The organism is Streptomyces sp. SID3343 (assembly GCF_009865215.1).
GTDB lineage: Bacteria > Actinomycetota > Actinomycetes > Streptomycetales > Streptomycetaceae > Embleya.
On record NZ_WWJX01001118.1, the window covers coordinates 1 to 26,759 of the forward strand.

The following is a 26,759-nucleotide window of genomic DNA, read 5'->3' on the forward strand; positions in this document are numbered from 1 at the left end:
GACCTCAACACGATCGGGGCCGACGACCCCGAGCCCGACTGGGACCTGTTCCCGCCGCGCTTGCACTCGCGCCATCGCCTCGTGCTGCCCGACGGCACGTTCGGCCCCGCCGACCGACGCGCGATCCGCAGCCTCGCCGCAGCCGGATTCGTGGACCCCTTCGCGTACCTGGAGGTCGGTCCCATTCCGACCGTGGGCCATTTCGACCCCCGAGAGCCCGATGAGCACCGCAGCGACCACATCCTCGTGTCGCCGGGACTTGCCGACCGCATCCTCGACTGCGGTGTCGTCACCACACGCCAGGCGAAGCGTGCCTCTGACCACCTCCCGGTCTGGATCCGGGTTGCCCACCGGGCGTTGGCGACACCCAAGAGCGTGAACCCGTGACACCGGCCCACGACCGACCGACGCCCTTCGGCTCCGACGGCTTGCGGCGCCTGCCGTTGCGATACGGGATCGACGCGGGCACGGCGAGCGATGCCCGCCTGTGGGACTGGCTGTTGGGCGGATTCGCCAACTACGCCGCGGATCGCCGAGCCGGGGAGCGGCTCCTCGAACTTGCTCCCAGCGCCGCAGTGATCGCCCGCCACAACAGCGACTTCGGCGCCCGCGCCGCCCGCGTCCTGGTCGCCGGGCACGGCATTACCCAACTCCTCGACCTCGGAAGCGGGTTGCCGAACCCGACCGCCGACGTGAACGCGATCGCCCGCGCCATCGACCCCAGCGTTCGCCTGCTGCTTGTGGATCGAGATCCCCTCGCCTATGCCCACACCCGCAGCCTCCACGACGACGACCACACCCGAGCACTCCACGCCGACTTGGTCGACATCGACTCGATCCTCGACCACCCCCTGATCGTCCCCGGCGCACCCACTGGTGTCCTGCTCACCGCCGCACTGCACGGCCTGCCCGACGACACCGCCGTCACCCGACTCCTGCAACGTCTGCGCGAACGACTCGTCCCCGGAAGCCTCCTCGTCGTCAGTCACCTCGTCGCCGACGACGTTCACCACCGCACCGCCGTCACCGACCACATGAACACCAGCACCGCCGGCCAATGGGGACGCATACGCACCCGCGCCGAACTCGACCACCTCCTCGCCACATTCGAGCCTCTCGATCCCGGACTCGTCGACGTGTCCCACTGGCGCCCCGACCCCGACCGCGGAGTACTTCAGACGACCCGGGAATGGGCGATGTACGGAGGCGTCGCACACCTCCACCATCCCTGCGCCCACTGAGCAAAGCCCCCGGCGTCGGCGGCGAACGGGCAACGCGAAGCCGCCCATCGCCGACACCGCGCGCAGGCCGACCCTGGAGACACCGCATGACCCATGACACCCCGGCCCCGTCGACCGACCCGGCCTCGTCCCGCGTCGCCCACCGTGCCATCGACGCGGACACCGCCACAGACGCGCGCATCCACAACCGTCTGCTCGACGGCCGGGACCACTATGACTGCGACAAGGACGCGTGCCTGGCCCTGCTGCGCATCGCCCCTCGCGCGTGGACCGTGGTACGCGCCGCCCGAGCGTTCACCGAACGCGCCGTTCGCAAGCTCGCCGAAGAGTTCGGCGTGCGCCAGTTCGTCGACCTCGGATGCGGTCTGCCAGCCGCGCGCAACGTCCACCAGATCGCCCAGAGTGCCCATCCTCACGCACGAGTCGTCTACGTAGATCGGGACCCGAGCGCCATCGGCGCGGGCAATATGGTCCTGGATCAGAACGACGACATCGCCGTCGTTGATGCCGACATCACCGACCACTCCCTCCTGGACCACCCCGACATCACCCGACTCATCGACCCGGCCCGGCCCACCGCCGTACTGCTCGCCAACGTCCTGCAATGCGTTCCCGACAGCGCCGACCCCGCCGAGTTGATCGGCCGCATCACGCGCTGGCAGGCCCCGGGCAGCTACCTCGCCGTGAGCCACCTCGTCAGCGACGACAAGACGATGCGCAACGTGATCACCGAAACCATGCTCGCCGCCACCCGCGGCAACTGGGGTCGCATCCGCGAACGACACGACATCCATCGGCTCCTCGCGGGATTGCCCCTCGTCCAACCCGGACTCATCGAGGTGTCCTCGTGGTACCCCGACGTCCACCCCGGCCCTCGCCGACGCGCGTCCGGACTGTTCACGTACGGCGGGATTGCCCGGGTCGGTATCCCGGGTCCCTAACGTATGCCGCGTTCCGGTCGGATGATGAGCCCTCGGCGGCCTTCGTTTCCGCCTCCGCATGCACGGCTCACAGTCCGTTGGCATGTGATTCTCGTCATTCACCAATTTGATGGACGCGATGATGGCGATTCGTGCAGTCTGTGCCTCCGACGAGGGAGGTGCGACGGAGTGGGCGAGAAGCCTGATGTGCCGACTATGACGCTGGCCGCGAAGCTTGACCGACTGTTCGCCAGCGTGCGCAGACCCGACGGAGGCGCGTACAGCAACGGCGAGGTCGCGCGAGGGATCAAGGAGCAGGCGGGCCCCGAGGGGGCGACGGTCTCCGCGAGCCTGGTGCAGCAGCTTCGGACGGGGGTGCAGACGAACCCGACGTTGAAGACCATCGACGCGCTCGCGCGGTTCTTCAACGTCGAACCCGTCTACTTCTTCGACGATGCGGCGGCCGAGCGCATCGCCGCGGAGCGGGACGCGTGGTCGCGGATGCGGGAGAACGACGTCCACAGGTTGGTCTTTCGCGCCGACGGCCTGTCGGCGGACAGCCTGCGGATGGTGAGCGCCGTGATCGAGCAGGCGCGGCGCCTCGAAGGACTCAAGACCGGCTCCCGGGCCGTTCGCGTCCCGGGAGCCGTCGAACGTGATTGAGATCTGCACCCGCAGCAACAGCGGCGACGGGCGGCCTCCGTCGTCGTGGGTACAACGGAGGATTGCGCGCATGGACCTCAAACGCCTGCGGGAAGCCTCCCGCAAGCGGCTGGAACGCCTGGACATCGTCATCCCTGACCCGTTCGACGCGCAGTTGCTGTGCGAGAACATCTCGCGGTCCCGGGGGCGGGAGCTGCGGTTGCTCCCGCTACCGGAAGGCATGCCGGCGGGGATGCCGTGTGGGATGTGGGCGGCCACCGAGACGGCGGACTGGGTCTGGTACGACGCTTCGACCAGTCCGGCGCACCAACGGCAGATCGTCGCGCACGAGCTGGCGCACATCCTGTGCGACCACAGCGCCGGGATGGACGCCCTCATGGCGGGGCAGCTCTCACCCGACTTGGATCCGTCCACGATCCGGCGCATCATCGGGCGCACCTCGTACAACGACTTCCAGGAGCTGGAGGCCGAGACGCTCGCGACTTTGCTCACGATCCCGGCTCCCCCGCCCGGGCCGGAGCTGTCGGGCCGAGTCCTGTCGCGGCTGCACGCGGATCTGACCCAACCGGCGCGACGCTCCCGCAGGCGCTCATGATCCACGTACTTGAACTGGTTGTCGTGCTGCTGGCCTGGACCATCGTCGTGTGGCGGCGTCCCACGGTCCGCACCTCGTTCCAGACCCAGCCGCTGTGGGGGGCGTTCGTCGCCCTGGCCGTCTCGCTCACGATCCGCATGCCCCGGGTCGCCGAGGCGATCGAGAACGTCACCGGCGTGGCACAGGTGGGCACCCTGCTCAAGCACGCCACCGGGGTCGTGGCGATGCTCCTGCTCGTCAACTGGATCACCGCCCTGGTCTCTCCCACGGAGGAACCGCCGGCCTTCACCTCGCCCCGGTACATCACGGCCGGCGTGATGATCTGCGCGTTGGTCATCCTGTTCTTCCTCATCCCCGAACGGGACCACGGCGGGGACTACTTCATCACCGACCACGCCGGTGACGCGGTCGCCACCGCGTATCAGCTCGTGTTCGTCGCGAGCGCGACGTTGGCGACCGGAGTGGGCACCCTGCTGGTGGGGCGCGCATCCCGAGTGGCCCCGGCCGGCGGTCTGCGACGATCGTTGGCGACGTTGGCCCTGGGGAACCTGCTGGGCGTGGGCTACTGCGCCCTGCGGGCGACATACCTGCTGGTCACGGCGTCCGGCGGCACCTGGCCCGGGGGTGACGGCGCCTTCGAGACGGCGTCCAAGGTGGTCAAACTGGGCGCCATCACGTTGATCCTCGCCGGGACGTCGTACTCCGTATTCGCCCTCGCCCTGCGCCGATGGAAGCAGTGGGTGGCGATGCGTCGGCTGTACGCGCTGTGGGCCGTGTTGACCGACGCGGTGCCGCACGTGGTCATGCGCGGCGAGAACGAACCCCGCGAGCACAGCCCGGTGGAGTTGACGTATCGGCTGCATCGCCGGGGGATCGAGATCCGCGACGCGGCCCTGACTCTGCGCGATACCGCACCGCCGGGCCTGCACCGGGACGCGGTGCTCGCGGTGGAGCGAGCAGGGGTGCCCGAGGTCGAGCGCGCCGTAGTGGCCGAGGCGTATTGGCTCAAGGAGGTCCTGCGGCTGACCGAACAGGGCCTGTCGGGATCGGGGGATCCCTCGTACACGCCGCATCCGGCGGCGGAGTCGGAGGCGGAGACCGCCTGGCTGGTGCGCGTGGCCCGGGCGTTCGCCTCGCCCACGATGGGTCGGGTCCACGACGCGATCCCGGAGAACGCGACATGAGCACGCTGCACCGGTCCTCGACGTCCACCCGACCGAGGGAGCGATTCGCGCGGGCGGTAACCGAAGCCCTGGCGCCGCAGTACATCGTCATGGGGCTGTTGCTGTTGGTTGGGGCGATCACGAGTGGATGGTCGGGCGTCGGCTGGGCGGTGTGGGCGATCCTGTTCGCGGCCGTGCTGCCCCTGGCACTCGTCAAGGTCGGCATACGGCGCGGCCGATGGGCGGATCGGCACCTGAGCAAGCGGGCGCAACGGATGCGCGTGATGCCCGTGGTCGTTGCCTTGGTGGCTATCGGCCTGGCGTCGATGCTGGTGCTCGGGGCGCCGCACGACATGGTCCTGCTCGTCGTGGTGATGGTGGTGACGCTGTTGGCGCTCACGGCCGTCACCACCGTGTGGAAAATCAGTGTCCACACCACGGTGATGACCGGGGCCGTCACGCAGACCGCGTACGCCCTGGGCCCGTGGTGGGCGTTCGCGGCCGTGCTCGTCCCGCTTGTCGCGTGGTCGCGGGTGGTTCTGCGGGCGCACACGTTTGCGCAGACGGTGGTCGGTGCCGCCGTCGGGTTCGTTCTCGCCGCCGGTTGCTGGATCCTCGGCTGATCCCAGGTTGGCAAGTCGCTCACGCCGCCGGTGGGGCGTCCTCCCGGGCGGGAGGACGCCCCACGGTGTCGGCGGTGGCTTCGCGGATCGCCTCGACGCATGCGCCGGTCCGGGGCCGGCGGAGGGCGGAGGCGATGTCGACGAGTCGTTGCGCCTCCGCGTCGAGGTTCGCCTTCGGCGGGCGCGGTGGCGGCGCCACCACGCGCTGGGGAGTCCGGCCGTTGTGCAAGGCGTCGGCCGTCAGGATCGTCCACGCCGCGACGGTCGCCAGTTCGAGGTCCGGATCCGTGAGCCCGCGTCCTTCCAGGTCCGCCCGCAGGCGTTCGCACAGGTCCGGGTCGGCGTAGCGGCGCAGGGCCAGCATGCCGTCGCGGATCTCGACGACCCGGCGGACCAGGCGCAGATGCGTGGTGCCCAGGCCCAGCGGGTCGGTGCGTGCGTCGGGGGGCGTCGGCAGGACGGTGTCGGGGATCGCGGGGACGACGAGGGTCCACAGGGTGCGCAGCCTGCGCAGCCGCCGACGGGCGATCCAGGTCCGACTGAGAGTGACGAAGCCCGGGATGGAGACTCCCGCGACGATGAGCAGGACGGACACGGCGCCGAAGGGCCAGCTCAGTCGGGTGGTGTTGAAGGCGCCGGGGGCGGTGTGTCCGGTGGCGTAGGCGGTGAGCGCGACCAGGCGCCCGAGTCCGTAGCCGGGGGTCAGGACGAAGGCCGTCGCGAGCAGGCGTGTTCCCCACACGACGGCGGGGTCGCGGGCGAGTCGGCTCTTGTGCCAGAACACCCGGGCCGCGAGCAGTCCGGTGACGGCCAGGTAGAGCGTGAAGACCAGCTCGTGCCGGGCGGCGGCCGGATCGTGGCCCTGGCCGGCGAAGAACTCCGCGTTCGCCGAGTCCGGGACCCGCAGGTAGGTGACGAGAAGGCCGGCCAGGGTCGTCCATCGCAGGACGCTCGTGACACGCAGGAGACGATGCGCGGGCTCATCGGTGGCGCGCAGGAGCAGGGCCCATTCGAGCCAGGCCCCGGTCACCACGACCGCGAGGGAGTGTTTGAGCAGGACCGCGAGGTTCGGCATGCCGGTGCGTTCGCTGATCCAGTCGGACACCGGGTCGAGGCGGATGGTCAGACACAGGGCCAGGGCCAGCAGGCCGACGGGCATCCAGCGCTGCCACAGCGGGCCCGCGAGCTTGGGCGCATGCCACAGCGCCGCCGCCCAGATCACCACGATCGGGAGGACGTCGAGAACGGTCACCAGCGGCCCTTGCCGCCGCGGTAGTGGTGCCCGAGCATCGTCGCGAAGCGGTCCAGGAACGGATCGCCCGTCGGAGGCGGGGGCAGACGCGGGGACGTGGCACGCGCGTAGATCATCGAGGCGAGCATCTCCGCCTCGCGCTCCTGGGCGGGAGCGAAGCCGTGACGCCCGCGCAACCCGGAGGTCTCCACGTCCGGCGTGAACGCGTCCGCTCAGATCGGGATCCGTGGCCGCCGCGATCCCTATGTCGCGCCCACGCAGCTCCTCCACGGTGCGGCGGAAGACGTCCAGGTCGAAGGGCCGAGGTATCGCGATCCCCTCCAGCCGCCGCTCGCAGGCAGCGAGCAGTCGTCGCAAGTCGTCCACGTGTGGGTCCTCAAGGCTCCGACGATCGGGAGCGCGAACCCCCGCTCGCAGCGAAGCCGACGACCCGCGCGACTCCCACGCGAATGCTAGGACACGATTTCGGCTGATTAAGAATCAGATCCGACATATGTGATCAGCGGCACTCGGGTCGCGCGTCTCGGCTTCATGCGGAGGGGGCGTGGTCACCCGTGCCGACGTCCGAGCCCCGATTCGAGTGCATGACGACGGAGCCGTTCCCTGTGGGTCGGTTCGTGGTCCGTGGTCGGTCGGCAACGGCGCGTCCGGTCTCGGTCGTCCCACGCGGGATGCGGAAGCGTCCTTCGAGTCCGGGTCGGCGCTCGCCGTGTCGCGGCCTGGCAATGCACGAGAACTACTCGACGGGTCCCGGGTCCTCGGCGGGCTGGGGCAGGCCCTCCAGTAGTCGCACGCGGTCGAGCATTGCGGTGACGGCGGCCTGACTTTCCGGCGAGAGACCGTTCGCGCGCAGGGCGATCGAACGCACCCCGGCGTCGCGCACGGCCGTGAGCATCGCGAGCTGGGCGTCGGTGCGCTCGGCCACCGCGTCGTCGTAGAAGTACGTGACGGATACGCCGAAGAACTTGGCCACGGCGTTGAGGCGGCTGTGTGTGGGGTCGTCCCTGCGTCCGGTGCGCAGTTGCCACATGTACGTGGCGCCCATCACCGTCTCGCCGGCCATCTCGTTGATCAACTCCACTGCCTCGGGCGTGGAGTACGGGCCGCGGTCGCGCGGATGCACGGTCGCGAACAGGTGCTCCAGGCGCCGGGCGAGCATGCCCGGTTCGGGCACCGCTTCGTCCACCTCGCCGGTCATGGCGTCACCTCCCTGTCGTGTCCCATGGCCCCCACTGTGCACGACCTACCAATCCGGAGGCAAGTCGAGGTTGTGTAGATCACCTCTTCGCGGTGGCTGGTTTTCATGATCTACTACGGACAGCCCACGGCGAAGCGACGGGGAGTCACCCGACGTGGCTTCACATTGTCGTGACCCGGTGACCCGGTGTTGCGAACGAGGGTGGACTTGGTTCCGGACGGGTGCCATGGTGTCCGTCCGAAGCCGCCCTGCGGCCCACCCGAGGAGCGCGCGATCCCATGACCTAGCTCACCAGCACCGCCGCTACGGGGTGGTGAGAGCGCAACGGCGCCCGGGGGCGGTAACCCCCGGACGCCGGGCTCGAACCCCACGAAGAGGCTCGGATATTCCATAACCGAAGCGACCGGCCCACCTGTCCAGGGAAGCGCCGGTCACTTCACCTACGATTCGGGGATTCTCGCATGACCGACATCGTGCGTACAGACCTGCCCGCGCCCGGCGCCGCCGGGCACGTCCACGTCACGCCGCCAAACCCCTGCTCCCATCACTGCGTGTGCGACCGTGCGGTCGACCACGATCTCGCCTGGTTGATCGGCGACCTGGCCGGCGACCTGGCCTTCGTCCGCACCGCCCTCGGCCCGACCGGGACCCTGACCGCGCGCCTGCTCGACGAGCGCGGCGTCCTCCTGGACCTGCCGGTTCACCTCGGGGCCATCGTCGCCTGGCGTCTGCAGCGCGCCTTCCCCGGGATCGCCTGGGACCTGCCCCACGACTTCCACCCCGCGACCGCGCGTCTGACCGCCGCGACGGCGAGGGGATGCTGAGTGCCGAGGATCCGCTGCACCAAGCCCGAGTTCTACGACTCCGAGACGCTGGCGATGGTGACCCTGTCGGCCGAGCGCACCTTCGGCGGACTGTGGCCGTTCTCCGACGACTTCGGCCGCATCCGCGACCACCCCAAGTACATCCGCGCCAAGATCTGGTGCATGCGCGTCGACGAGCACTCCGAGGAAGACGTCGCCGACGACCTGCGCCAACTCGCCGCCGTCGGGGTCATCTGCCGATACGTGGGCTGCGACGGCAAGACCTACTTGCACACGGTCAACTGGAAGGAACACCAGCGGATCGACAAGCCGGGCGCGCCCCACTGGCCTTCGTGCCCCGTGCACCAGCCGACCCAGCCGTGCTCCAAGTGCAAGGGTCCGTGCACCGGTGACTCCGGGTCTGCCCCGACGCCTCCCGAAGCCCTCCCGAAGCCTTCCCGAAAGGCTCCGGACGCGGCGAGGACGCCGCCGGCGGTCGTCGCGACGACCGCCGGGGCCGTCCCCGCCGCCACCGCGCACCCCGCCGCTGTCGACGTGCCCGTATCCGACGCCTCGACGGCCGAGGGTGTCGAACCCGCAGGTCAAACGCCTTTCTCGGAACAGTCCGCGAACCCTCCCGGAACGTTCTCTGAAGGCTCAACGCCTGGACCTAGGACCGTAGGACCTAGGACCTCTCCCTCCGGGGGGCGCAGCGCGCCCGCACCGACCGCTGCCGAACACCTCGGCCACAACCCGCCGGTGACCACGGACGCGACCACGACGGACGCCCCGACGGCGCGCGAGCTGATCGCCGAACACGTCGGCGCCTGCCGAACGCGCCCGCCCAAGGACGTCCTGGGTCACACCGCCAAGCTGGTCGCCCGACTGCTGGACGAGGGCATCGCCCCCGACGCCGTCCGCGCCGGCCTGGAGGGGCTGCGTGCCAAGGCGCTGCACCCCAGCACCCTGCCGAGCCTGGTCAACGAGGCCCTCAACCCGCCCGCCCCCATGGCAGGCCGACCGGGCGTGACCGGCTACAGGCCCTGGACCAACCCGGCCCCCGCCGACACGGGCCTGGTCGGCGCCGGCGCGGGTTCGTGGGGGTCGCTGTGACCGAGCCCCAGCGGATCGGCCGCTTCGAACGCCGCATGGCCGAGATCCTCGCCGCGCGCGGCATCGACCCCACCATCGAGGTCCGCCTCGAACCCGACGACCCCCGAGGCGAGGCCCTGCGTCTGGCCGGCGAGCGCATCCCGCCGCTCTTCCGCGACGCCCAGCCGTGGCACCCCGACGTCCTGTCCTGGGTCGACGAGGTCCTGCGCGCCGCCGACCGGGGCATCACCGGCATGCGCAGGATCACCACCGGACCGACCCTGCTCATCGGCGGGACCACCGGAACCGGCAAGACCCACAACGCCTTCGGCGCCCTGCGCCGCCTCATCGCCTCGGGCTGCGCGACCCGCTGGACCGCGTACAACCAGCCCGACCTGCATGCCCACCTGCGCCCGCGCAAGGACGCCGACAACGAGCGCGAATTCCTGGCCGTCGCCAACAGTCCGCTGCTCATCCTCGACGACCTGGGCGCGGCCAAGCCGTCCGAATGGACGGAGGAGCTGATCTACCGGCTGATCAATCGCCGGTACGAGCACATGCTCCCGACGCTGATCACGACGAACCTGCGCTTCGACCACCTCGGCGACTACCTCGGCGATCGCATCGCGTCCCGCCTGATCGAGATGGCCACCGAAGTGCACCTCACCGGCGAGGACCTGCGCCGCGCCATCCGCGCGCAACGCGAACTCGACCGCGCGCACGCCCGCGACGCCGCCTGAACACCCGGCACCCGCCTCGCCTTTCCACGACCCGCACGAACCCCGCCGAGCCCCGGCCTGCCACACCCGGGCTCGGCGGGGGAATGGAGCATCGCCATGAGCGCCACCACCCCGCCCACGCCCGAACCGCTCTTTCGCACCCTGGGTGACCAGAGTTGGAAGGACACCGGGTCCTGCCGCCGCCACACCGACCCCGACCTGTGGTTCCCCGAAGGCGAAGGCACAGAGTTCACCGACCGGATCAACCGCGCCAAGGCCATCTGCCACTGGTGCCCGGTCCGCTCGACCTGCCTGGACGCCTCCCTCGAAGAGGGCGACCGCTGGGGCATACGCGGCGGCGTCACCGAAAAGGAACGCAAGCCGCTTCGGCGCAACAGGTACCGCCGCCTGGACCCAGCCCGCGTCGCCGCAGCCCTCACCGGGCGCCGCATCCACCTGACGATGCCCGAACAACGCGCCGTCGCCCTGCAGGCCACCATCGCCCGGATCCCCGTGGCACGCATCGCCCTGCTCCTGGACTGCGAACCCGAACGAGTGCTGCGCCTGCTCCGCGAGACCCGCAGCAAGCCCCGCCGCAAGACCCGCCCGCCGATCGTCGTCCCCCGCACCGAGGCCGCGTGAACACCGCCCCCGCGACACCCCACCGGGCAACCGGATGGGACCGCGCGGCCATCGCCCTGCTCGGCGCCGCCGGCTTCGCCCTGTCCTACGACGCCCTGCGACAGATGGCCCAGGCCGTCCACGTACGCGGACCCCTCACCCTCCTCTTCCCGCTGCTCATCGACGGGTTCATCGCCTACGGCATCCGCGCGCTCCTGGTCCTGCGCACCGCACCCCTGGCCGCCCGGATCTACGCCTGGTCACTGTTCGGCAGCGCCACCGCCGCGAGCATCTGGGCCAACGCCCTGCACGCGGTCCGCCTCAACGAGTGGAGTGACCCGGCGACCGGCGGACTACGGCTGGGGGATGCGACCGTCGGCGTCCTGTCCACGCTCGCGCCGCTGGCCCTGGCCGGCGCCGTCCACCTGTACATCCTCATCGCCCGCGCCACCGGCCCGGACACCGGACAACCGGCCACCGCGACCCTGTCCGAGACCCGCGGACAACCGCTCACGCCGACCGGCGCGACAACGCCAGATCACCAGCCCGAGGGCGAGTGGGACACCCCGCCGCCCGCTCGGACGACCGCCCCCGAAGGTGGTCACCTCGGCGGACAAGCGTCGGCCCCGGGGACATCGACATCGGCGGACGGGGACCGGTCACCGCGCACCGACCCTCGGACAGCGACCCGCAAACTTCACGCCGTCCCCTCCGACCCGGACACCGACCAAGGCCACGACCAGCAAGGACACCCGGCGGACACCCGACCGGCCACCCTGCCCGGTCACCGGCCGACTCCGTCAGGTGACCGACCGGAGACGCCGGCGGAGCAGGGTGACCGGAGGGATCCGGTGACCGAAGAAGACCTCCTGGCGCTGGCCAGGACAGCCGTCGCGGACAGCGGACAGGTGACCCGGGCGGTGGTCGCCGGCGCCATCCGAGGACAGGGGATACCGCTGTCCAACGACCGGCTGACCGTCCTCATGCGCAAGCTGCGATAGCCGCCGGCCGGACACCCCACCCGTCCCACCCGACCGCGAAACCGCCGGCGGGTGTTCCGACCGCCTCGCGAGGCCGGAACACCCGCCGGCTGGACCGAACCCGACTCCAGCCGCAACGGAGGCTCCCCGTGTCCGACAGCCCGACCACCCCCGCCGAGATCGACGCCTGGCTCCTCGCGTTGATCGCATTCGACGTGATCCACGACGCCGCCCAGGGCCCGAACGGCACCTGGATCGTGCGCCGCACCAGCGACGCCCGCCCCGAAGTCCTGCACACCCCCGACAAGGCAGCCGATTTCGTGGCGCGAATGCAGCTCGCCACCCGTCGAACCGCACTCCGGGACGCGGCGTGAACACCTCCCGCGAAGAACCCCCGATAGGCGTTTCCGCAGGTCAAAAGCTTCCCGACGTTGCCGGAGCAAGTTGTCCCCAAAGCAATGCACCCGTCGGGAGCATTGCTTTGGGCAGCCCCGCCCCAGGGGTGGCGGGGTCCCTCCGGCGCCGGGGGGCGCCGGAGGGGGAGGCTGCGACCGAGGGCGGACCGCAGACAGGGGAGAAGCAACACCTCTGCCACGACGCCGACTGCGAACACGCCCCGCAGCCCGAGCCGCGTGTGCGTGATCGCCCGCACAAAGCCCCCCAGCACAAGCGCGCCCACCAAAAGAGCACCCGCCTCGACGACGAAGAACTCGCGCTGATCTGCGCCGCCGCAGCAGCTTGCGGTATGACGCCCGCCGGCTTCCTCGCCCACGCGGCCCTGGCCGCCGCCCGTGACCTGAACGCCACCGCCGCCGTAGTGGCCGGCGAGCGCGAGCTGGTCGCCGAACTCTTCGCCGCCCGCCGCCACCTCGCCCACATCGGCACCAACCTCAACCAGGTCGCCAAGGTCCTCAACTCGGGCGGACCAGCCCCCCACACCGACGCCGTCCTGACCGCCGTGGTCAACGCGGTCGCCCGCCTGGACGCGGTGACCGACCGACTCCTCGACCACCGCGACGCCGCGTGATCCCCCGCATCCACAAACGTGGACCACGCACCATCGGCCTGCTCGCCTACCTCTACGGCCCCGGCAAAGCCGAGGAACACGTCGACCCACACATCGTCGCCTCCTTCGACGGCATGGCCCCCGACCCCGGCCGCGACCCCAGCGACTCCCTCAAACCCCTCGAACGCGTCCTCGACCGACCGCTCCTCGCACTTCCCACCGAGGAGCGACCGAACAAACACGTGTGGCACTGCTCCGTGCGGGCCGCAGCCACCGACCGCGTCCTGACCGACCAGGAATGGGGCGACATCGCCCGCCGCATCGTCGCCGCCACCGGCATCGATCCCGACGGCGACGACGCCGGATGCCGATGGGTCGCCGTGCGCCACGCCGACGACCACATCCACATCATCGCCAACCTCGTCCGCGAGGACGGCCGCCGACCGGACAGCGACTTCGAGGGCAAGCGAGCCCAAGCCGAGGCCCGCCGCATCGAAAAGGACCTGGGCCTGCGCGAACTCGCCGCAGGCGACGGCACCGCCGCCAAGCGCCCCACCAGCCCCGAACGACACAAGGCCAAACGACGCGGCCTCGAATCCACCCCGCGCGAACTGCTCCGCGAAGCCGTCCGCCGCTCCCTCGCCGGCGCCGCCGACGAGACCGAATTCTTCACCCGCCTACGCGGCGAAGGCGTCCGCGTGAACCAACGCCGCGCCCCCTCCGGCGACATCATCGGCTACACCGTCGCCCTACCCGGAGACCACAACGCCGACGGACAACCGATCTGGTACTCGGGATCCAAACTCGCCCCCGACCTCTCCCTGCCCGCCATCCGACGCCGCCTCGACCACGACCCCGAAGACCAATGGATCACCACCGGAACGCACGAACGCCCCCACGGCGGCGGACGTACGGGGCCCACACGCTCGCGCCCGGCGCAGGCCCGGCGCCGGGCCACCGACGCCCTCGACCGGGCCGCGGCCGACTTCGACGAGGACGACGACCCCGGAACGGCCGCCCGCCTGATCGGGGTCGGGGAAGTCCTCGACGCACTCTCCCAGACCGCCTCCGCCGACGTCCGCGCCGAACTACGAGCCGCAGCCCGAGAATTCGAACGCGCCAGCCGCTCCCACATCCGCGCCGGACGAGCCGACCAACGCGCCCTGCGCTCGATCGCCCGCGAAATCGTCTACGCCGGAGGAGCACTCGGCCGAGGCGAGGACGGCGCCGCCACCGCCACCGTCCTGTGCACCCTCGTCCTGATCACCGTCGCCGCCGCACGCTGGCACACAGCCCACGGCCACGCACAACAAGCCGCCGCCGCACACGCCACCGCCCAACACCTGCGCGCCGCCTACCGCAACGCCGCCGCACCACCCATGCGGGCCCTGCACAACGCGGGCCGCGCCCTGCCCGCTGTGGAACGTGACCGCCACCGGGCCACCATCGCCACCGCCCTGCCCGACGCAACCACCGGCCCCGGCGACGACGCGCGATGGGACGCACTGGCCGCCACCCTGGACCAGGCCGAACGTGCCGGACACGACCCGAAGACGCTCCTCACCGAAGCAACGGCCATGCGCGAACTCGACAGCGCCGACAACACCGCCGACGTCCTCATCTGGCGACTGCGCCACATCGCCCACCTACCCGCGCCCGCTCCCCGACGCGCCACCAAGCGCACGTCGGGCCCATCGAAGCCTGCACCGGCACCTGCGGCAGCTCTCGTGCGGCCCGAGACCCCGCAACGCGAACACCGACGTTGACCTGCAACGGAATCTCCCGGATGTGATTCGGAACACCATGGACTTCGGCCCGCTTCACGTCCATGGTGTTCCTTCCCCGACGGAGAGGCTCACCCTTGCAGCGACCCGATCACGAGCCCGAACCCGACACGGACCCCTTCGCCTGGCGGCCCCCCGACCCGGACGCGCCGCCCAACCTCCACCCCATGCCCGACCCCTGCACCTACGACCACGACGAACTCGCACGGTGCACCGAACACCCCGACGAACTGCGCGCACGAGGAATCCCGATCCGCTGCGCCTCCTGCTCCGCGCGCCGCGACTGGCTGGTCATCCTCCACCGCGGCACCGTGTGGATCCGCTGCCGCTGCGCCCACCAATGGCACGAACCCGAGCTGACCGTAGACGAGTTCGACGAACTGGGCGCAGGCCCCCCGGACCGGTACTGGCCCTCCTTCGACGAGGCCGTCGCGTCCATGGGCTTTGACGGCACCTTGCGCGGAACGTACTTCTAGCCGTTGACCGGTGGCGCGTCAGCGCATCACGGGTCGGTTCCACCTCGTTGGTGGACGTGTCTGCCCCGAGCGCAGCGATCACCGTTCCCCCGATGGCCGCGGTGTCGCCGTTCCATAGGTTCCGACGGAGTGTGCCCCGGTCTCCACGACAACATCGCCCACGCCGACGAGCGCAACGATCGACACGAACGATCGACGTTGGATGGAACGGATGAGGGTCGCCACCCGAACCGGTGGCGACCCTCATCCGTTGTTTCCCGCCCGGCTTCCCGACATTGGACACGGCGGCGGCTGCCACGTAGCCCAAAAGGGGGGCGTCGCCCACAGGCTGTCCGGGCAGACCTTCCGTATGAGCAGCCCGCATGCCGGCGATCGCCCTGTCCTTCTTCCCTCCAGCTTCGCCTGGAACACCGACGCCCGATTGGTCGGCGAGGTCCTGGAGACCGTGGGGTCGGCTGCCTCGTGCACCCTCGACGACACCCGCTATCTGCAGCCGGCCCTGACCTGGAAGATCGCCGCCGAGTTGGTCGGCGACTGCGCCACCACGGACTACCACGCCGAGCACGTGCGGGCCCTTGCCCTGCCCGTCTACGCCCTGAACGCGGTGTGGGCCTGCCACGCGGCACTGGTTCAAGCCACCGCCGACGGCGACGACGGCGGCGCGTGCTTGGTCAGCCTGCTGTCGGACTACCCCGACCCCATCCACAGCATTGATCTGCGCAGTCTGATCGACGCTCTGGAGAGAGTCCTCGCGGTGCTCAGTCTCGATCTGCCCGCCGTCCGCAAGCTGGTAATCCACCTCGTGCTGAACGCGGAAGTCGGCCCGGAAGCGCGTGCGGCGTGCGACGACGTCCTGGCGGCATGGCGCCGGGCCGGCGTCGCGTGCTGACAAGCGCGTCGGGCCTGGGTCCCCGCAGACCAGGCACCTGCTGTCGAGGATCGTGTCGTGCTGGCGCACGGCCGGGGCAAGCCGCGCGTGTACCTCGCGGATGACCGTGCCGGCGTATGACTTGCGCTCGATCTCGACGAGGAACCCGTCGAGATCAGGGAGAACCTCGGGCCTGCGGCGAGCCACCCCGAGCGGAAGCAGGCCGCTGAGCACGACCACCATCTCGTCTTTGCCGGATCCGGCCGTGTGCCAGGCGACGCCGGCGTCGTGTCCCGGCAATGCGGTGGGCGCCAAAGGTCGGGACTCGTCAACACGTCGACGCGGTATGGCGGGATCAGCGGAGTCGTCCGAGGGGACCTCGACCGCAGGGATCCCGGAGAGTGTCATGACGCCGAGCCACTCGGGTTCTTGGTACTGCTGTGAGATGAGCAGCCCCATGTGGCCGAGGAAGCCCGACAGCGTGTGGAGGACGATGGCCTCATGTCCATGGAGCGTCGGCTGCCGCCGTCGTTCGGATCGCGATCAAGGGGTTCTTCGCCCTGGTGACATCCCGGGCGACCCGAACGGCGAGAGCCGCACACGCCGTTCGCGTGTGCGGCTCGGGCCTTGCGCGCAGTCAGGCTGGGGACACCGGTGAAGCGATGGCGCGGTGCGGTGTCGTGCTGCGATCCGTGGCGTGCAGCCGATCGGCCAGCTGATCAACACCTCCCACACAACGGGGGAAGCTCAAGCAGACTCGTGGTCCATTGGTGGGCGTAGGCAATGAACAGGAGATCGTTCTCGGCCCTGTCCAACGCGTCGGAATCATCGTGCAGGCAGGCGACGGTGGTCGCGACGATGCGCCCGTGCCGGTCGAGGAGGCGAAGGATGGCGTGGCGGTCGCGGGTTTCGGTGCGGACCGACCACGGTCCCGCGCTGCCGCCGAGGGCGCGGGTGCGGATCAGGTCGTATTCGTCGGGTGTGAGCAGCGCCGGTCCTTTCGGGGGATGACGGGGTATCGCCGGGAGTTCGGATGCCGGACCCGCCGTGATGTGAGGGGTGTCAGAACTCGTCGGGCCGGTCGCGTGCGGTCAGGAGGGCGGCGACGAAGCCGGCGACGACCTCGGCGGGCACTGCGGCGCCGAAGACCTGTTCCCAGCCGGGCCTGTCGGCGGTGCCCTCGACGGTGATGTGCCACAGGTCGCCGAGGCGGGTGTGAGGAGATTCCGGGAGGTAGCCGACGTAGGCACGGCCGTCGGGGGAACCGGCGTGTACGTCGGCGCGGTGGTCGAGGACGATCGACCAGCCGTCCGCGACCAGGAGGTCGAGCACGGGGTAGGGGGTGCCCGCTCCCTTGATCCATCGGTCGCCCTCCATGTGGACGAGATCCGGGTGCGGGGCGGTCGTCGGGACATGGCGGGTGGGGGCGGGAAGGAGGGTCAGGTGCACGGGTGAGCCCTTCGACGTCGGGTGTGGTCGGCTGCCGGTCGGTCAGACGGACTCGGTGCGCCGCCGCGTGGTGAGCAGGGCGGTGACGAACGCGTGGACCAGCTCGCTCGGAGTGGAGTCGTCGAAGGTCTGGGTCCAGTCGTCGCCTCGGTGGTCGTCGACGGCGACCTCCCACAGTGGTCCGCGCGCACCGCCGGGGTGTTCGGGGGTGAACCGCACGAACGCGCAGGCGTCAGGCGAGGACGTGTAGACGTTGGCCGAGCGGTCCTCGGCGACGCCCCAACCGGCGTCACGCAAGGTGGCCAGGACGTGGTGGGGCGCGCCGGGGTCGGTGAGCCACGCCCGACCGTCGTCGGTCGAGGCCGCGAGAGGCGGGGTGCGGGGGTGCGGGCCGGTCGAGGCGGCATCGGCAAGGGCGTCACGGGTGTGGTGGGACGGGTTGTCGAGCATACGGAACCCCTTCGCTGACCTGCGGTTTCGTCGGCGGTTTTGCCGACGTCCGTACGTTGGCATCGGTCGGCGGGGTGTATCCAGTCATGTGTGTCTGCCGTGGGCGAACTGGCCGATTGACAGGGCTCACCCGGTATCGGGACTGCCCCACCCGGAGCGAATTCCCGGGCAGGGCAGCGTGGTGATGGGCACTCAGATGTGACGCGATGTCACCGTCGGTGTCGCGGCGTGGAGTTGCCGACGGTGGGGCTCGTGTGGGGTGTCGCTGGGCCGTGTGAGGGCGGGGAGGTCTGGGTCGGTGCGGTGGTGCGGCTGATCGCGGCGGCGGCCCGTGTGGGCGGTCCCGCGTCGCGGGCGAGGCGGGCGTGGACTTGTTCGCCGAGGGGGGTCAGGCGTAGTTCCCGGCCCTCGTTCGCGGTGGTGTCGGCGGCGACGAGCCCGTGGTCGCGCAGGATCATGTAGGTGGGGGCCGACACGCGTGGACGGCCGGGGTTGTTCTTGATGCTGGTCCGGTGGTCGCGCAGGACGATGCCGCCGTCGGCGATGGCGTCCAGGGCACGAACCTGGGCGGAAGTGAGGTTGCCGGCACGGATAGGGGCGGTCGTGCGTTCGGCGGGGGCCGCTCGGGCGCTCTCGCGGGCTCCCGGCCGCCAGGGGGTCCGGAATCGGAAAGGCACGGGGCTGTGCGGCAGGTAGCGTTCGGCGACCTCGCGGGCGTAGGCGACCAGGTGGGCCGCCGAATGGTTGCTGGGAACGGGCTCGACGTAGCTGTATCCAGCCGGAACGAAGCCCTCGCCCAAGGCGACGCCCGGGGTGATCGCCACCGCGGGGCCCGTCTCGCGCCGCAGGATGGCGACGTCGATCAGCGGCGTTCCGGCGCCGTCGGTGAGTGAGGGATCCCTGCGTGCGGCGTGGGCGCGGATCTGGTCGATGTCGGTGGGGATGACGGCGAGGCGGTCCAGCGCGAGATGTCCGCCGAATCGGCCGTCCGTCGTGTAGGTCGACGCCAGGACGCCGTTGAAGCCGTGGTTGGAGAAGTCCCGGATGCGCACGCGGTCGCCCGGCTGTGCGTGCCGACGGTCGAAGACCGTTCGTTCGCTACCTGCGAGGACCACGGCGTCCATGTTCCCGAAGTAGTGGTTGAGGCACGCGTGCAGGGAACCCTCGCGACGTCCGTCTCGCCGCACGTATTCCAGGTCCCGGTAGTCGGTGTTGTACGGCCTGAGGATGAACACGGTGCTCCACGGTTCGTCATGGGGTGGGGTCGCGGGGTTCGGTCAGCGGCGGCCCCGCGATGCGCCGGCGTGCGAAGCCGGGGCGCTGGTCGTGGTTTCGGTCTCGGGTGGGGTGGGTCGGCTTCGGGACGTGGGGCTTCGGCGGGTCGCCGCGGCGCGGGTGGGCGCGGCCTCCGCGTCGGCGGCGTGGGCCCGGGTGGGTTGGGTCGTTGTGGGGGCGGGTGCGGGGCCGAGGTCGGTGTAGGCGTCCAGGAGTGCCTGGAGGTGGGTGTCGGCGTCCTTGATGCGGGTGGCGAGGAGGTCGATCTTCTGCCCGGCCATCTGCACGACGCCGGAGGGGTTGAACAGGCGGTGGGAGCGGTCTGCGGCGTGGGTGAGGTCGGTGGCCAGCCACTGGGCGTGGGAGCGGAACTCGTCGTCGAGTTCGTCGAGATGGGTCGCGGCTCGTTGGACGAGCTTGACGATCACCAGGTGTGGGCCGTCCGGCGGAAGGGTGTTCATCATCTTCCGTGGTGGCGCGCCCAGCGTGGTGGTCGCTCGGTGGGTGCCGGGCCGGGGTGTCGCGTGGATGCCGCCGCGGTCGGCGGAAGGGGTGGGTGCCACGGGCGGGGTCTCCAGGGTGGTCAGGGCGCGCGGTGGGCGGTCCGGCGTGCCGCGGTCGCGGTCGGCGTGGTGGTCGCGACGGTGGTGGGGGCGGTCCCGGACACGGGGGCGGGAACGGAGGTGGTGAGTGCGGCGCTGCGGGCGAGGGCCCCGGTGGGCGCGGGGGTGAGCCGCAGGTGGTGCAGGGCTCGGTCGATCAGGGCTTGGCGTACGGGGGCGGGTTGGGCGTCGATGGCGGCGATCATGGCGTGGTCGGGTGGGTCGAGCAGGCCGGAGGGGGTGTGACCGGCTGCGGCGGTGACGCGGCGCACGGCCTCGTTTTCCAGGAGAGGCACCAGGTCGGGCTTCATCTTGAAGGCACCTCGGAGGGCTTGGGTCCATCCCTTGAGAGCCTCGGAGAAGGATTCGTCGAAGGACATCTCCTCCGCGACGCATTCGAGGATCGCGTGGACGGCGTGTCCGGTGTCGGGCAGGAGATCGGTGAGCCACACGGTCTCGCCGGCCGGGTTGGTGGGGGCGGTCGTGTCGGTCATCGGCTGCCTCTCGGTGGGTGTCAGCGGCGTGGGCGGGGCGCGATGGGTTCCTCGGTCGGGTGCCGGGGAGTCGTACTGTCGCTCGTGGTGGGCATGGTCGTGGGGATGGTGGTTCGGTTCCGGGCGACGGCGGCGCGGGAGGGCTCCTGCGGGATCGGGCCTTGCGACGCGTGGAGGTTGGTCAGGGGGACGACGCGCCAGAGGTCCTCGGTCGTCTCGTGCCGCCGCACGGCCAGGGCGAGCAGGTCGGCGGCGGTGGCGACGGTGGCCTGGGCTGTTTCGGGGTTGAAATACCAGTCGCCGGCTGCCAGGGTCTCGACCAGGACCTCGCGGAACTCCGCCATTCCCTCTTCGGCGTCTTGGATTGCGCGGTACCGGTCGAGGATGTGGTCGACGCGCGCGTCGGTGGACGGGGCCGTTTCGCGTTCGGCGCACAGGTCGGCGACGGAGCGTCCGAGGTGCCTTGCGATGAGGTGGTCGAGGCCGGGGAGGACGGTGTCCGGGTTCGCCATGGGCTTCTCCTGGGCTGAGCGGTGGGTCAGCGTCGCGGGGCGGGTGGTGTGGTGACCGGTGGTGGTGGGTCTCCCGGCGGTCGGCGGGCAGGGAGCCGCGGTGGTGCGGGCCTGAGCTGCGGTGGCCACGTCCGGGGCGGGGAGCCATTCGGTGGGCATGACGCGCAGCAGTGTCCAGTTCTGCGAGGGGAGCTGGTCCGCGGTGCGGGCCACGGGTCGGGGGTCGGCGAGTTCGGTGGTGACGGCCGCGATCAGGTGGGTGGGGACGGCTCCGGCGAAGGCGGCGCGCCAGGTCGGATCCCAGAAGGGGTCTCCGCCCCGTACCTCCCAGTGGTATCGGTGGTCGCGGACGATCCGGGTGTCGTCGGGCAGGTGCCCCTGGTGGACGAGTTGGGCCGTGTCCCGGGGTGCGGTGATCACGCGTGGGCCGTCCCCGAGGACGCCGGGGCGATCACCCACGGTGGGTTCCCATCCGGCGGCGAGCAGCGGCCCGTAGGCGATCCCGGGAAGCGTGGCTCCGTTCAGGAAGCGGTCGTGGCCGTCGTCGACGTCTTGGGCGAGGGTGTCCAGGAACGCGTGGACCGTCTCGTCCGGGATCCCCTCGTCGAACAGTGCCTCCCAGCGGGCCGGTCCCAGCGGTCGGTCGGCGGCGCTGATCTGCCAGGAGAACGTGAGGCCACGCTCGGGGCGGTGGGCGATTTGGACGCGTCGGCACGGGCTGGCGAGATAGTCGCCGCCGGCGGTGTCGCTCTCGCGTGCCCAGCCGTGGTCTTGGTCCAGGCGCTCGATGACGCTGTCGTGCTGTACGGATCCGGCGAGATATCGGGGGGCGACGAGCAGCTCTCGCCTTGGGCGTTCTTCGAGCCAGTCGCCCAGATCGTGGTAGTGCACAGGACTCCTGTGGGCATGGCGTACCGGCGCCGAGACGAAGGTGGCCGGGGTGGCGCGGTCCGGTCAGCGCCCACGGCGAGACAATGCGCCCGGTACGAGGGCGGGGTTTCCCGCGACCGATTGCGGGCCGGTCGGTGCCGCCTCGGGGGATCGGTCGGGTCCTGCGATACGCGCTCGCGTCGAAGGCAACGGGTTTGTGTTGGCGCGTAGTTGGGTGATCGCGGTCGCGGCGAGGGCTTTCTGGAGGACCGTGGGGAGGGCTTCGATCTCCTGGATTGCCTCGTAGTCCGTGTCCCGCGAGATCAGCGGCGGCGGGAATGCGCCGCCGGCGGCCGTCATACGGCGTACGACCTCGCTTTCGATCACCCGGGAGAAGCCGAGTGACAGCTCGTGTTCCTCACAGACGACTACACCGAGGTCGCGCAGCGTCGCGGTGAAGCTCGTTTCGATGGCGAGGTGTTCCTCGACGAATTCCAGGGCGCTGGTCACCGCCGTCGCCAGTCGGTCGGGGATCGCGTCGAGGTCGGTCAGCCACACTGTTCGGGCCTGGGGTCGTATTCGAGTCACGTCAACTCCGTTGCTTTCGGGCGTGGTTGGTCATCGGGGGGGCGCGGTCGAGGTGGTGGGTGGGTTGTTCGTGTGGTGCCGGGCGGCGAGGGCGAGTTGGTCCGGGGTGAGGCCGGTGGGGACGCGTGGTGCGCGGGCCGGTGGCACGGCTGCGGTGTTCATCGCGGCGGTGGGCACCCAGTGGGAGGGGCGGACCCTGATCAGGTGCAGGGAGGAGGTGGGCAGCCAACGGGCCTCGCGCAGGACGGGTTGGGGATCGGTGAGGGCGTCCATCGCGGCGGCGACGACGTGCCGTGGCATCGACGCGGACAGGCGTCCGGCCCAGACGAGGTCGTTGATCTCGCCCGCGCGCAGGTGCCAGGTCCAGTCGTCGGAGCGTGGTCCCGCCGAGGGGTGCGAGCGGGTGACGGCCAGGAGCCCGTTCGGGGCGATCGTGCCCACCGCCGTGTGGCCGTGCAGGTGGATGGGCCAACCCGCGCGGTCCACCACCGCGGTGAAGCCGATGCCGGTGGGTGTCCGCGTGGGCCCGTCGCCGGCGAGGTCGCGGGCGATGGCGGTGGCCGTCGCCCGGACAACCTCCACCGGCGTCTCGTGCTCGAACTCGGCCCGCCATTCCTCACCGGCGCCGAAGCCCGGGTCGACGTGGATCTCCCAGTCCCACTGCTCGTCCGGATCGTCTTCACGCTTTGCGAGCGTGACTCTGGCTCGTTCGCATGGACTGTGGGCGCTCTCGGTGTGTCCGGGGCCTTTGACCCATGTCCACCCGAATTCCTCTTCGAGGGCGCGGAACGCCAGGTCGCTGTCGCCGATCCCGGCCAGGTACGGCGGCGCGATCCACGCCTCGCACTCGACGTCCTCCTCCAAGATCTCGGAGGTCTCCGTGTACGTGTGCAAGGGAACTCCCTTCTCCGTGCGGCTCGATCCGCCTGATGTGGCACGGCCGCCACCCCGACGCGGGGAGGCAGGCGTGCAGCGGGTGCTATCGCTTCGCCGTCGTGCGATGCGGAGCCGCGGCGACCGCTCCGGTCGGGTGTGCGGCCACGGGCGGCGCGGCCCGGGCATTTGTGGTGGTGCGGCTCGCCGCCGCGTTCGCGCGGGCAGGCGCGTGCCCGGCGGGCGTCGCGGTCAGGTGCCGCAGGTACTCCTTCGGGAGTTCGCGTCGGGTGCGGGGCACGGGCGTCGGATCGGCGAGGGCCGTGGTGAAGGCGGCGATCAGGTGCGCGGGGGTGTCGCTGGTGAACGTGGCGTGATCGCGATATCGACCGCCCCCGATCTCCAGATCCCACGCGTGTGGACCGCTCGACATCTCTCCCGCGTAGGAGCTGGGGGAGCGATTGCACACCAGGTGGGCCAAACCCTCGGGAGAGACGAACTCGGCCAGGGCGTCGTCGATGCGTTCGCGCCAGCCCGCCTCGGAGAGCGGGTACCAGCCCGGCGTGGCACCCAAGGGGGCGACCAGGAACTCCTCGCCGTCTGCCGCGACACTCGCGGCCAGGGCGGTGGTGAAGGCGGCGACGGCCTCGACGGGGACCCGCGCGTCGGCGACCATCTTCCACCTGGGCAAGTGCATCGGCAGGGTCGCGGCGGTGACGTGCCACAGTCCGATGTCCTCGCCCTCGGGCGTGAAGGCCACCCGTACCCTCATGCACGGCGAGTCGACGTACACGTTCCCGAGATCGTCGTACCGGTGGGACCAGCCCGCGTCCAGCAAGGGCTTGATCGCTTCGTCGCCGTCGGCGCGCGACCCGGCCAGGTGACGCGGCGAGACGAACAGCTCTTCGAGGTCGTCGTGGGCGGTGAGGGCGTCCAGTTCCTCGGGCGTCACCGGCGCTGCCCGGCGCGCGGGGGTCCGGCGACGGTGGGGGTGGCCGGGCCGGGGCCGAGGGTGTCGCCGGGGTGGGAGAAGGTCACCGCGAACACGGCGACGTGAACGGTGCTTCGGCCGGTCGCCGCCGATCGGGTCGCGTCGTGCGCAGGTGCGTTCGGCGGCGTGGTCGGACGGGCCGACGTCCGGACGGCGGTGAGTGCCACGGCGGTCGGGGAGGGGCTGTTGGCGGGAGCGATGTGCCGGTGGGCCCAGACGGTCAGGTCGCCGATGACCGGGTCCAGGGCTCGCCCACGTTCGGTGAGCGCGTACTGGCCGCGATGTCCGTCGGTGCGGGCGACGAGGCCGTCGTCCTGGAGCTGGTGCAGGCGAAGGCCCAGCATGGCGTCCTGAAGGCCGGGGGCGGCCTGCTTGAGGTCGCCGAACCTGACCAGGTCCCGGTCGCGCAGGACTTGGAGGATCGGGAGGGTGTGGCGGTTGCGCAACGCGGCGAGCGTCTGCTCGGCCGCCTCCGCCTGCGGGAGCGGGCCGGTGTGCGCGAGGTGTTCGCGCGACCAGGCGGCGAGCGAGGTGTGCACCGGCTCCAGCGACCGCCCCGCCGTCGTCAAGCGGTAGCCGGAGTGCCGGCCCTGGTGGGTGGCGGCTTCGACGAGGCCGTCCTGGGCGAGGCGGGCGATCCGCTGGGACACCAGGCTGACGGAGAGCCACGGAAGCGCGCGGGCCACCTCACCCGTACGCAGATGTTCGCCCGGGGTTTGGGCCATGGTCTGCAGGACCCAGGTCGACCAGCGCGGGTTGAGCATCGCCACGGCACGTTCGGTGTGTTCGTCGGCGAGCGGGGAGGTGATCGTGGGCATGACGGTCCTCTTGACAGGTGCGGTGGGGAGGGGGCGGGTTCGGTTTCAGCGGGCCCGGCGTCGGCCGAGGTCGGGGGCCTGGGCGCCGGCGGCCGTGGTCGACGGTGGGACGGGGGGCTGGGCCGTCCGGTGGGTCGCGGGTTCGGCAGGGGTGGGCACGATCGACAGCGCGCGGTGCTCGGGGTCGATTTCGTGAGTCCTGCGTTGCCCGTGCTCCGGGGGTGGTGGTGGGGTGCAGGCGTTGTAGGCGCCGATGAGCAGGCACAGGTGGTGGCGGGCCTGTTCGCGTTCTCCCGCCAGGAATTCGATCCGTGCGGTGGCCACTCCCGACGTGTTTTGTGGTGGTGTTTCCGCGTCGGTGCCCATAGCCGCCAGGGCGTTCGCGGCGGCGTGCGCGACCTGTCGGAAGATCAGGTCGCGGGTGTTGAGGTTGAGGGCGCAGTGGAAGATCAGCGAAGCCATCTGTTCCTGCGCGGGGTTCTCGTGGTGCCGGTGGCGCAGTGTGGCCAGAGCGTCCGGGCCCAGGAGTTCGTCCAGGACGCGGGTTCCCAGGAGGGGGCCGGGCGGGGGGAGTTCCTTGTCCATGGGGTCCTCGTACGGGTGGTTCAGCGGCGCGGTGCCGGGCGTGGTGAGGGCGCGGCAGCGGGAACGCGCGCGGTCGGCGTGGTCGGTGCGGGGCCGGCGTGCGAGGAGCGGGCGCGGGCGGCCTGCGGGGTGCGGTCGTTGCCGGCGTGGTTGGTCCGCAGGCGTGCCGCCGCGGCTTCGTAGACGCTCAGGTCGGCGCGTGGGCCGGCCGCGACGATGACGATGTCCTGGTGGTCGCGGGGCCCCGGAGGCTGTGGCATTTCGATGTACACCACGCGCCAGTCGGCGGCTGGGCCGACGTAGAGCTTGCGGCAGCCGTCGAGTTCGCGGGCTTGGTGGTTGTCGAGTCGGGGGCCGCGGATGTGGGTGCGCATGACGTCGTGCACCAGGGCCAGGGCGTCGGCGCGGATGTCGCGGGGCATGCGGTCCAGGTCCTCGATGGCTTCGGGCAGGGCGTTGAATCCCCACCGCACGACGCTCATCGACCGGGCCCGGTGGTCGGAGCCGTCCCCGCCGACCGTGCGGGATGGGCAAGGGTCGGTCCGGTCGGTCCCGGGCCCGACGGCGCTGCGGTGCGGCTGCGGGCCGCCGCCGTTTGTGAGCGGCCCACCGGGTCGACGGGGGTCGCCTGCGACAGGGGGTCTTCGCGTGTGGTGAGCCATCGCACGGCCGTGTCCCGGTCGGGGAAGCGCCCTTCGCGCACCGAGTAGCGCCAGGGGTCGCGCAGCACCTGTTCGATCTGCACCACGAACGGCAGCTCGGCATCGACGGGTTGGTCGTCGTGCATGACGACCCAGGTCTCGGCGCTCTGGTCGGTGTCGTAGTCGCTGGAGTGCTCCAGGACGCGGAGCCGGTTGCCGGCTTCACGCGTGCGGCCCTCGATCTCGTGTGTCTGCGGGTCGGCGGGTGCGAGTTGGTCGGGATCGCGCACCAGCCGGTCGGGATCGGCGCCGCGCTCCAGAAGCCAACCCTCGGCGAGGGCGAGCGTGGCGGCCTGTGCGTGCTCGACGCGGGCGGTGGCCGTCAGTGGATCCCGTGCGATATGCACCACGCGAAGCCACGGGTAGCCGCCGGGGGCCCACGGCGCGGCCAGGTCGCCGAGCGCCAGGAACTGTTCACTGGCGTCGATCTGCGCGGAGACCGGAAGCAGGTCGGGCGCGTGCAGGCACAACTCCTCGATCGCCTCGGCCGCCTCGTCGTCGGCCGGTGTCCAGTCCTCCAGGTCGAAGTCGTACACGAAACTCCCTT

General features: G+C 71.0%; 32 protein-coding genes and 1 pseudogene. 17 read left to right on the forward strand and 16 right to left on the reverse strand.

The annotated features are described in order from the left end of the window. From GT354_RS34630 to GT354_RS34660, 7 genes and pseudogenes are all read left to right on the forward strand, one after another. Nucleotides 1–387 (forward strand): annotated as a pseudogene (locus tag GT354_RS34630) (hypothetical protein); the annotation flags it as partial. Further along, nucleotides 384–1,241: an SAM-dependent methyltransferase gene (locus tag GT354_RS34635; RefSeq protein ID WP_161360339.1), complete on the forward strand. Its 858-nt coding sequence runs from the start codon at nt 384–386 to the stop codon at nt 1,239–1,241. The pseudogene GT354_RS34630 and the gene GT354_RS34635, both read left to right, overlap by 4 nt. Before the next feature lie 86 nt (nt 1,242–1,327). Continuing rightward, the gene (locus GT354_RS34640; protein ID WP_161360340.1) at nt 1,328–2,182 is read left to right on the forward strand and encodes an SAM-dependent methyltransferase; all 855 of its coding nucleotides are present in this window, start codon (nt 1,328–1,330) and stop codon (nt 2,180–2,182) included. Nucleotides 2,183–2,377: 195 nt separating this feature from the next. Next, a complete protein-coding gene (locus tag GT354_RS34645; RefSeq protein WP_161360341.1) occupies nt 2,378–2,824 on the forward strand; it encodes a Secondary metabolite protein in 447 nt (148 codons plus the stop codon). 70 nt (nt 2,825–2,894) lie between these two features. After that, nucleotides 2,895–3,419 (forward strand): ImmA/IrrE family metallo-endopeptidase, encoded by a 525-nt coding sequence (locus GT354_RS34650; RefSeq protein WP_161360342.1) that lies wholly within the window; start codon nt 2,895–2,897, stop codon nt 3,417–3,419. Next, the gene (locus GT354_RS34655) at nt 3,416–4,603 is read left to right on the forward strand and encodes an MAB_1171c family putative transporter (RefSeq protein ID WP_161360343.1); all 1,188 of its coding nucleotides are present in this window, start codon (nt 3,416–3,418) and stop codon (nt 4,601–4,603) included. Before GT354_RS34650 ends, GT354_RS34655 begins: the two co-directional genes overlap by 4 nt. Beyond that, nucleotides 4,600–5,205 (forward strand): phosphatase PAP2 family protein, encoded by a 606-nt coding sequence (locus tag GT354_RS34660; protein ID WP_161360344.1) that lies wholly within the window; start codon nt 4,600–4,602, stop codon nt 5,203–5,205. Before GT354_RS34655 ends, GT354_RS34660 begins: the two co-directional genes overlap by 4 nt. Before the next feature lie 19 nt (nt 5,206–5,224). On the opposite strand, the gene GT354_RS34665 is transcribed toward GT354_RS34660, so the two are convergent. From GT354_RS34665 to GT354_RS34675, 3 genes are all read right to left on the reverse strand, one after another. Then, nucleotides 5,225–6,457, reverse strand: coding sequence for an MAB_1171c family putative transporter (locus GT354_RS34665; protein ID WP_161360345.1), 1,233 nt, complete (start codon nt 6,455–6,457; stop codon nt 5,225–5,227). Then, complete coding sequence (locus GT354_RS34670) at nt 6,454–6,648, reverse strand: hypothetical protein (RefSeq protein ID WP_161360346.1); 195 nt, start codon at nt 6,646–6,648, stop codon at nt 6,454–6,456. The genes GT354_RS34665 and GT354_RS34670 overlap by 4 nt, the downstream gene beginning before the upstream one ends. A 545-nt stretch (nt 6,649–7,193) precedes the next feature. Then, nucleotides 7,194–7,655 (reverse strand): helix-turn-helix domain-containing protein, encoded by a 462-nt coding sequence (locus tag GT354_RS34675; RefSeq protein WP_202512632.1) that lies wholly within the window; start codon nt 7,653–7,655, stop codon nt 7,194–7,196. A 461-nt stretch (nt 7,656–8,116) separates the two neighbouring features. On the opposite strand from GT354_RS34675, the gene GT354_RS34680 reads away from it, so the two are divergent. From GT354_RS34680 to GT354_RS34725, 10 genes are all read left to right on the forward strand, one after another. Next, nucleotides 8,117–8,479 (forward strand): hypothetical protein, encoded by a 363-nt coding sequence (locus tag GT354_RS34680; RefSeq protein WP_161360347.1) that lies wholly within the window; start codon nt 8,117–8,119, stop codon nt 8,477–8,479. After that, the gene (locus GT354_RS34685) at nt 8,480–9,571 is read left to right on the forward strand and encodes a hypothetical protein (protein ID WP_161360348.1); all 1,092 of its coding nucleotides are present in this window, start codon (nt 8,480–8,482) and stop codon (nt 9,569–9,571) included. Further along, nucleotides 9,568–10,290: an ATP-binding protein gene (locus GT354_RS34690; protein WP_346012317.1), complete on the forward strand. Its 723-nt coding sequence runs from the start codon at nt 9,568–9,570 to the stop codon at nt 10,288–10,290. Before GT354_RS34685 ends, GT354_RS34690 begins: the two co-directional genes overlap by 4 nt. 96 nt (nt 10,291–10,386) lie before the next feature. Continuing rightward, nucleotides 10,387–10,911, forward strand: coding sequence for a WhiB family transcriptional regulator (locus GT354_RS34695; protein ID WP_161360349.1), 525 nt, complete (start codon nt 10,387–10,389; stop codon nt 10,909–10,911). Next, a complete protein-coding gene (locus GT354_RS34700) occupies nt 10,908–11,891 on the forward strand; it encodes a DUF2637 domain-containing protein (RefSeq protein ID WP_161360350.1) in 984 nt (327 codons plus the stop codon). Before GT354_RS34695 ends, GT354_RS34700 begins: the two co-directional genes overlap by 4 nt. 128 nt (nt 11,892–12,019) lie before the next feature. Further along, entirely contained in the window at nt 12,020–12,244 is a 225-nt protein-coding gene (locus GT354_RS34705) for a hypothetical protein (protein WP_161360351.1), read from the forward strand. A 260-nt stretch (nt 12,245–12,504) separates the two neighbouring features. Beyond that, a complete protein-coding gene (mobC, locus tag GT354_RS54895) occupies nt 12,505–12,897 on the forward strand; it encodes a plasmid mobilization relaxosome protein MobC (protein ID WP_346012318.1) in 393 nt (130 codons plus the stop codon). Next, nucleotides 12,894–14,642 carry a mobilization protein gene (locus tag GT354_RS34715; RefSeq protein ID WP_161360352.1) on the forward strand — a complete coding sequence of 583 codons (1,749 nt, stop codon included), beginning with the start codon at nt 12,894–12,896 and terminating at the stop codon, nt 14,640–14,642. The genes mobC and GT354_RS34715 overlap by 4 nt, the downstream gene beginning before the upstream one ends. A 185-nt stretch (nt 14,643–14,827) precedes the next feature. Continuing rightward, a complete protein-coding gene (locus GT354_RS34720; RefSeq protein WP_161360353.1) occupies nt 14,828–15,136 on the forward strand; it encodes a hypothetical protein in 309 nt (102 codons plus the stop codon). 349 nt (nt 15,137–15,485) lie between these two features. After that, nucleotides 15,486–16,025: a hypothetical protein gene (locus tag GT354_RS34725; protein ID WP_161360354.1), complete on the forward strand. Its 540-nt coding sequence runs from the start codon at nt 15,486–15,488 to the stop codon at nt 16,023–16,025. 1,041 nt (nt 16,026–17,066) lie between these two features. On the opposite strand, the gene GT354_RS34730 is transcribed toward GT354_RS34725, so the two are convergent. The 13 genes from GT354_RS34730 to GT354_RS34790 all read right to left on the reverse strand — a co-directional run bounded on the left by GT354_RS34730 (nt 17,067) and on the right by GT354_RS34790 (nt 26,748). Then, nucleotides 17,067–17,453 carry a DUF317 domain-containing protein gene (locus GT354_RS34730; protein WP_346012319.1) on the reverse strand — a complete coding sequence of 129 codons (387 nt, stop codon included), beginning with the start codon at nt 17,451–17,453 and terminating at the stop codon, nt 17,067–17,069. A 42-nt stretch (nt 17,454–17,495) separates the two neighbouring features. After that, nucleotides 17,496–17,903 (reverse strand): DUF317 domain-containing protein, encoded by a 408-nt coding sequence (locus GT354_RS34735; RefSeq protein WP_161360355.1) that lies wholly within the window; start codon nt 17,901–17,903, stop codon nt 17,496–17,498. 209 nt (nt 17,904–18,112) lie between these two features. Beyond that, the gene (locus GT354_RS34740) at nt 18,113–19,138 is read right to left on the reverse strand and encodes a hypothetical protein (RefSeq protein ID WP_161360356.1); all 1,026 of its coding nucleotides are present in this window, start codon (nt 19,136–19,138) and stop codon (nt 18,113–18,115) included. 42 nt (nt 19,139–19,180) lie between these two features. After that, nucleotides 19,181–19,741, reverse strand: a complete 561-nt coding sequence (locus GT354_RS34745; protein ID WP_161360357.1) for a hypothetical protein — start codon at nt 19,739–19,741, stop codon at nt 19,181–19,183. A gap of 20 nt (nt 19,742–19,761) precedes the next feature. Then, on the reverse strand, nt 19,762–20,274 hold the full coding sequence (locus GT354_RS34750) for a hypothetical protein (protein WP_161360358.1): 513 nt from the start codon (nt 20,272–20,274) through the stop codon (nt 19,762–19,764). A gap of 20 nt (nt 20,275–20,294) precedes the next feature. Then, nucleotides 20,295–21,677, reverse strand: a complete 1,383-nt coding sequence (locus tag GT354_RS34755; RefSeq protein ID WP_161360359.1) for a DUF317 domain-containing protein — start codon at nt 21,675–21,677, stop codon at nt 20,295–20,297. A 63-nt stretch (nt 21,678–21,740) separates the two neighbouring features. Then, entirely contained in the window at nt 21,741–22,244 is a 504-nt protein-coding gene (locus GT354_RS34760) for a hypothetical protein (protein ID WP_161360360.1), read from the reverse strand. Nucleotides 22,245–22,274: 30 nt separating this feature from the next. Continuing rightward, nucleotides 22,275–23,138 (reverse strand): DUF317 domain-containing protein, encoded by an 864-nt coding sequence (locus tag GT354_RS34765; protein WP_161360361.1) that lies wholly within the window; start codon nt 23,136–23,138, stop codon nt 22,275–22,277. Between the two features lie 85 nt (nt 23,139–23,223). Continuing rightward, entirely contained in the window at nt 23,224–24,069 is an 846-nt protein-coding gene (locus GT354_RS34770; protein WP_161360362.1) for a DUF317 domain-containing protein, read from the reverse strand. Beyond that, nucleotides 24,066–24,926 carry a winged helix-turn-helix transcriptional regulator gene (locus GT354_RS34775; protein WP_161360363.1) on the reverse strand — a complete coding sequence of 287 codons (861 nt, stop codon included), beginning with the start codon at nt 24,924–24,926 and terminating at the stop codon, nt 24,066–24,068. Before GT354_RS34775 ends, GT354_RS34770 begins: the two co-directional genes overlap by 4 nt. Nucleotides 24,927–24,971: 45 nt before the next feature. Then, nucleotides 24,972–25,511, reverse strand: coding sequence for a hypothetical protein (locus tag GT354_RS34780; RefSeq protein WP_161360364.1), 540 nt, complete (start codon nt 25,509–25,511; stop codon nt 24,972–24,974). A 20-nt stretch (nt 25,512–25,531) separates the two neighbouring features. Continuing rightward, entirely contained in the window at nt 25,532–25,993 is a 462-nt protein-coding gene (locus GT354_RS34785; RefSeq protein WP_161360365.1) for a hypothetical protein, read from the reverse strand. Continuing rightward, nucleotides 25,990–26,748 (reverse strand): hypothetical protein, encoded by a 759-nt coding sequence (locus GT354_RS34790; protein ID WP_161360366.1) that lies wholly within the window; start codon nt 26,746–26,748, stop codon nt 25,990–25,992. The genes GT354_RS34785 and GT354_RS34790 overlap by 4 nt, the downstream gene beginning before the upstream one ends. Nucleotides 26,749–26,759 lie beyond the last annotated feature (11 nt).

Coding starts and splice junctions, on each gene's coding strand:
- GT354_RS34640 (WP_161360340.1), top strand. CDS start 1,328: ATGACCCATGACACCCCGGCCCCGTCGACCGACCCGGCCTCGTCCCGC.
- GT354_RS34645 (WP_161360341.1), top strand. CDS start 2,378: ATGACGCTGGCCGCGAAGCTTGACCGACTGTTCGCCAGCGTGCGCAGA.
- GT354_RS34650 (WP_161360342.1), top strand. CDS start 2,895: ATGGACCTCAAACGCCTGCGGGAAGCCTCCCGCAAGCGGCTGGAACGC.
- GT354_RS34655 (WP_161360343.1), top strand. CDS start 3,416: ATGATCCACGTACTTGAACTGGTTGTCGTGCTGCTGGCCTGGACCATC.
- GT354_RS34660 (WP_161360344.1), top strand. CDS start 4,600: ATGAGCACGCTGCACCGGTCCTCGACGTCCACCCGACCGAGGGAGCGA.
- GT354_RS34675 (WP_202512632.1), bottom strand. CDS start 7,655: ATGACCGGCGAGGTGGACGAAGCGGTGCCCGAACCGGGCATGCTCGCC.
- GT354_RS34680 (WP_161360347.1), top strand. CDS start 8,117: ATGACCGACATCGTGCGTACAGACCTGCCCGCGCCCGGCGCCGCCGGG.
- GT354_RS34695 (WP_161360349.1), top strand. CDS start 10,387: ATGAGCGCCACCACCCCGCCCACGCCCGAACCGCTCTTTCGCACCCTG.
- GT354_RS34720 (WP_161360353.1), top strand. CDS start 14,828: ATGCCCGACCCCTGCACCTACGACCACGACGAACTCGCACGGTGCACC.
- GT354_RS34725 (WP_161360354.1), top strand. CDS start 15,486: ATGAGCAGCCCGCATGCCGGCGATCGCCCTGTCCTTCTTCCCTCCAGC.
- GT354_RS34735 (WP_161360355.1), bottom strand. CDS start 17,903: ATGCTCGACAACCCGTCCCACCACACCCGTGACGCCCTTGCCGATGCC.
- GT354_RS34750 (WP_161360358.1), bottom strand. CDS start 20,274: ATGACCGACACGACCGCCCCCACCAACCCGGCCGGCGAGACCGTGTGG.
- GT354_RS34775 (WP_161360363.1), bottom strand. CDS start 24,926: ATGCCCACGATCACCTCCCCGCTCGCCGACGAACACACCGAACGTGCC.
- GT354_RS34780 (WP_161360364.1), bottom strand. CDS start 25,511: ATGGACAAGGAACTCCCCCCGCCCGGCCCCCTCCTGGGAACCCGCGTC.
- GT354_RS34785 (WP_161360365.1), bottom strand. CDS start 25,993: ATGAGCGTCGTGCGGTGGGGATTCAACGCCCTGCCCGAAGCCATCGAG.